This is a genomic window from Planktotalea sp. (genome assembly GCF_018607965.1).
Classification (GTDB): domain Bacteria; phylum Pseudomonadota; class Alphaproteobacteria; order Rhodobacterales; family Rhodobacteraceae; genus Planktotalea.
In genome coordinates, this window is record NZ_JABBAM010000108.1 from 1 (window position 1) to 4,223 (window position 4,223).

The following is a 4,223-nucleotide window of genomic DNA, read 5'->3' on the forward strand; positions in this document are numbered from 1 at the left end:
GGTTGTAGAATACCCATTCTCATCCCCTACAATTGAACCAGTAGTCAACAAAATTGGTAAGATTTCATCAATAAGTTCAAATTCTTGTATGTCCATACCCTCCATTAAAAGTTCTCCTGCGGCGATGTTCTCTACTAGTTTTCGGTAGGTACTTCGCTTCAGGCTCGGCTTCGCATTGATCAAAAAATTTGAGTCTTTATGTACTCTGCTTTTTCGTCATTTGAAGTGTGAATTTCTGAAGTTGTGCGTTCAATTAAGTTTGCGCGTTTGCGTAGATCATCCAGTTCAACCAAAGTCGCTGGGTCAACGGCTGCGTCGGCTCTAACCCAGCCAATTGCATTATTTCTTCGTTTCAGATCAGAAAGCGCCACAAGTACCGCAATGCCTAGTTCCTTTGGTATTTCCCAAAATCTGACAAGGTTTGTTGAACTCAATCTTTCTCGGAACGCTATGAGAGCTTTCTTTCCCTCATCCGTCTGTTCAATAAACTCCCCCTTCAACTCATTGAACGGGTCCTTATGCAGCAACCGAATAACAGGCTTCCCCGTCTCCACCGCATAATCATACTCCATCTCAGTATAGCTCAGCCCCGTCTCAGGATGGATCGACCCATAGCGCCCCGCTGAAATCAGGATGTAGTAATCCGACTGATCAATCACCGTCTTGATGAACTCAAACTGCTCTTCGTCCGCTGCGGGAAACAGCTCCATCCCAGCCGGAAAGCAATCCGCCCTTAGCAAAGCTTGCGAAACTTCTTGGCGCGCACCCTGCAAATCCTGAAACGTCGAACTGATAAAAACCTGATACCGCTTTTCCAAATCACTTGCCCTCAATCGCATTTAAGACAAGATGCACACAACCTCGACGAGAGACAAGGAATGACCGGTCCACATGTCCACACCCAACCCCATAGCCGCGTTTGACATCGGCACTGACGGCACAACGCACGCGATCGACCTCGCGGAAAACGCACCGACGCGCGGATGGAGCTGGGCACACTTCGATTTGGCTGATCCAAACCTCGCGGACTGGCTGGCAACCCAAGTAGATCCACTGGTCGCCAAGGCCTTGCTTGCCGCTGAAACCCGCCCACGGGTTGACGCGTTCGAGGGCGGTTTGATCGTCACGCTCAGGGGTGTCAATTTGAACCCAGACGCGAACCCAGAAAATATGGTGTCGCTGCGCCTATGGGTGACGTCGACGCGGATCATATCGGTACGCAAACGCCGCTTGATGGCGCTCGATGCGCTAAGGGTTGACGCCGAAAAGGGCACAGCCCCCGCGACACCCGCTGCCTTTCTGACAGCATTGGTCGATGGCCTGTGCCATAGGATCGAAACGGTATCGCTTGAATTCGAAGAACACGTGGACGCGCTTGAAGAAAGCTCGCTCAATGCGGATCAAAGCACCTCAAAAGAATGCCTCGCGCTGCGCCAATCCATCATCAAATTAAGCCGCTTTGTAGGCCCCCAACGCGAGGCGGTCGAACGTCTCGCCACGGACGTGACAGGCACATTGCAGGCGACCCATTCCAACCACTTGCGCGAGGCCGCGAACAGAACTGCGCGCACGGTTGAGGCACTGGATGCGTCGCGCGACAGGCTGATGGCGATCCAAGAACACGTGGATGCGCACGGTGCTATGACGCTGGGGCGTAACAGCTACGTGCTCTCGGTGATGGCCGCGATCTTCCTGCCGCTCGGGTTTCTAACGGGTCTGTTTGGGGTTAACGTCGCAGGGATGCCGGGCACGGAATGGATCTGGGCGTTTGCTGCGCTCACCGCGCTGTCCACCGCAATTGGCATCGCGCTTTACGCTGTCTTCCGCTGGCGCGGCTGGCTCTGAATTAGGATAATATAATGAAACAACGCCTTCTTACAGAATTTGGCCAAGGCGCTAGCTTGCGCCGCCAAGACTATACACAAGCCGCGAGGCGCGCCCTGCAAGATGCGCTTTGGCACAATTCCATCAACCTCGCGGAACTCTTCAGCAAGGACAAAGAAGAGATGCTGATCGACGTTGAAATCGGCGTGCAACAACCAGATCAACTCGACACAAGTGCCCTCAAAGACATCTTCCCCTACGGTCAGATCACGATTACCGCCACCAAAGGCGGCCTCGATGTGCCGCGACCAGACGGCAACCCAACCGTCATAGCGACCGTCGCCATCAACGTGTCCCTAGATTTGGAGCCCGCAACATGACTGACCAACGTTTCATCATCGAAATGGGATCTGGCAACGATCAATACGGGATGGACTATACCAAGGCCGCCGCCCGCGCGATCGAAGATGCGATCCGCCACTCGGCCATCCCAATGCTCGCCGCGCGGGGCATCGCCCACCAAAATATGCGCGTACAGGTTACGATTGGCGTGCAGGAACCTGACAAACTCGACACAGAACATCTCAAATCCAGCCTCCCACGCGGCACGACAACCATCACGGGAACCCACGGTGGACTTAACGTCACAAACCCGGACACAGGCGACACTATCGTTATCGCGACAGCCGCAATCGAGGCCTTCCTTCCAAAACAGGCATAGCTTCATCTTTCTAAATAAACTTCGGGGGTACGGGGGCTGGCCCCCGCCCTATCCCTTGCTGCGCGGCGCTTGCGGTCATATAAGTTGACCAATTCAGCAGAAAGCGCGCCATGCCCTTCCAACCCGTAGAAACCGAAAAACTATCCACCGCAGTGATCCGCCAGATCGAGGCGTTGATCTTGCGTGGCATCCTGCGCCCCGGCGAACGTCTCCCGTCTGAACGCGAACTCTCAGAGCGCCTCGGCGTCTCCAGACCCTCGCTCCGTGAAGCGATTGCAAGCCTCCAGGACGACAGCCTTCTCGCCAGCAAAGCAGGCTCTGGCATCTTTGTTGCGGATGTTCTTGGGTCGGCGTTTTCCCCAGCACTCACCCGCCTATTCGCGCGCAACGATGAAGCGGTGTTCGACTACCTCTCATTTCGACGCGACTTGGAAGGTCTGGCTGCAGAACGCGCAGCGCGGCTTGGCTCGGACACCGATCTGAAAGTGATCGACGCCGTCTTTCGCAAGATGCAGGACACGCATTCCAAACTAACAGCTGAGGAAGACGCGCAGCTGGATGCGGAATTCCACCTTGCGATCATCGAGGCCAGCCACAACGTCATCATGCTTCACATGATGCGATCCATGTATGAGCTTTTGCGCGAGGGCGTGTTTTACAACCGCCAAGTCATGTTCAAACAACGCACCACGCGCGATGTGCTGCTAGATCAACACGCCAAGATTAATGAGGCGATCCAAGCCCGCGATCCAAAGCGCGCGCGTGACGCTGTGATCGCGCATCTTACGTTCGTGGAAAGCGCGTTGCGTGATGATGTAAAAGCGCAAGCAAATGAAAACATCGCGCGTCAGCGGTTCGATCATGAACAATCAAGGGGCTCGAAATGAAGGTAGCAATCGTAACAGGTGCCGCGCGCGGGATAGGCCTTGCCACAACCAAGCAACTTTTGGCCAAAGGCTGGCGCGTAGCGATGGTGGATTGGGATCAGGCAGAGTTGAACAGCACGGCCAGTGACCTGAGCGATGTATTGCCTTTGCACTACGACATCTCACAACCCGTGCAAGCCGCACAGATCATCGCAGATACGCTCGCAAGTTTTGGCCAAGTCGACGCACTTGTAAATAACGCGGGCATCGCTGATTTCGGACCTATTGAAGATACTGATTTTGCGCGCTGGAAGGCCGTTATGTCGATCAATCTGGATGGCACGTTCCTTCTATCCCAAGCCGCCACGGACGCGTTAAAAGCAACCAAAGGCGCGATTGTGAACATCGGGTCCATTTCTGGCCTGCGCGCGTCGACCCTGCGTGTGGCCTATGGCACATCCAAGGCCGCCGTAATCCATTTGACCAAACAACAAGCGGCGGAACTTGGCGAATTCGGCATCCGCGCCAACTGCGTCTGTCCCGGCCCTGTGCGTACCAAATTGGCGATGGCGGTCCATACGCAAGAAATCATCGACGCCTACCACGACGCAATCCCTTTGAACCGGTATGGATCAGAGGATGAAATCGCATCTGTGATTACGTTCCTTTGTTCACGTGAGGCGAGCTATGTAACGGGCCAAGTCATTGCCTCTGATGGTGGATTCGAGAGCACGGGCGTTGGGTTGCCTGCGTTGAGGGAATAGAAAATCGAGACCCGTCAATGAGCGCAATGCAAGACAGAACAGGATCGA

At 54.7% G+C, this 4,223-nt stretch carries 6 protein-coding genes; 5 read left to right on the forward strand and 1 reads right to left on the reverse strand.

Annotation, left to right across the window (positions count from 1 at the left end):
* Window positions 1-179: 179 nt before the first annotated feature.
* Window positions 180-818 carry a DUF4062 domain-containing protein gene (locus tag QZ279_RS10025; RefSeq protein WP_293450421.1) on the reverse strand — a complete coding sequence of 213 codons (639 nt, stop codon included), beginning with the start codon at window positions 816-818 and terminating at the stop codon, window positions 180-182.
* Between the two features lie 73 nt (window positions 819-891).
* Here QZ279_RS10025 and QZ279_RS10030 point away from each other — a divergent pair, with 73 nt between their 5' ends.
* The 5 genes from QZ279_RS10030 to QZ279_RS10050 all read left to right on the forward strand — a co-directional run bounded on the left by QZ279_RS10030 (window position 892) and on the right by QZ279_RS10050 (window position 4,175).
* Window positions 892-1,845, forward strand: coding sequence for a zinc transporter ZntB (locus QZ279_RS10030; RefSeq protein ID WP_293450423.1), 954 nt, complete (start codon window positions 892-894; stop codon window positions 1,843-1,845).
* An 11-nt stretch (window positions 1,846-1,856) separates the two neighbouring features.
* Complete coding sequence (locus QZ279_RS10035) at window positions 1,857-2,204, forward strand: Lin0512 family protein (RefSeq protein WP_293450431.1); 348 nt, start codon at window positions 1,857-1,859, stop codon at window positions 2,202-2,204.
* Window positions 2,201-2,545 (forward strand): Lin0512 family protein, encoded by a 345-nt coding sequence (locus QZ279_RS10040; RefSeq protein ID WP_293450425.1) that lies wholly within the window; start codon window positions 2,201-2,203, stop codon window positions 2,543-2,545. Before QZ279_RS10035 ends, QZ279_RS10040 begins: the two co-directional genes overlap by 4 nt.
* Before the next feature lie 110 nt (window positions 2,546-2,655).
* Window positions 2,656-3,432 carry a FadR/GntR family transcriptional regulator gene (locus QZ279_RS10045; RefSeq protein ID WP_293450427.1) on the forward strand — a complete coding sequence of 259 codons (777 nt, stop codon included), beginning with the start codon at window positions 2,656-2,658 and terminating at the stop codon, window positions 3,430-3,432.
* Window positions 3,429-4,175, forward strand: a complete 747-nt coding sequence (locus tag QZ279_RS10050) for an SDR family NAD(P)-dependent oxidoreductase (RefSeq protein ID WP_293450429.1) — start codon at window positions 3,429-3,431, stop codon at window positions 4,173-4,175. Before QZ279_RS10045 ends, QZ279_RS10050 begins: the two co-directional genes overlap by 4 nt.
* The last annotated feature ends 48 nt before the right edge of the window (window positions 4,176-4,223 follow it).